This window comes from Pseudomonas sp. AC083 (assembly GCF_979253165.1).
Window position 1 is genome coordinate 1 of the sequence record NZ_CEEDDH010000285.1, and the last position, 245, is coordinate 245.

Below are 245 nucleotides of genomic sequence, written 5' to 3' on the forward strand. Positions count from 1 at the left end.
TCGGTACCGTGCTTGGATTGCGTGGGCGGACAATAGACCTCAACCCCTTGATCATGCGCCCACTCGATGTCCTCGGCACTGCCAAAGCCGCCATCAACGAGATGGCGGCCCGGAAGGCGGCCGGTCCGCGCGCGCAAGCGATCTAGCATTGGCTGCATGAGGCCGCGATCGGAACCAATATTGGTCACGTCGAGCCCGGCCACGATCTGCTCGCCGGCCGCGCTCGCCACCTGCACATTGTATCC

Annotated in this window: 1 pseudogene; it reads right to left on the reverse strand. The window is 64.1% G+C overall.

Annotation, left to right across the window (positions count from 1 at the left end):
* Nucleotides 1-245, reverse strand: a pseudogene (locus AC0IXA_RS27975) (IS5/IS1182 family transposase); the annotation flags it as partial.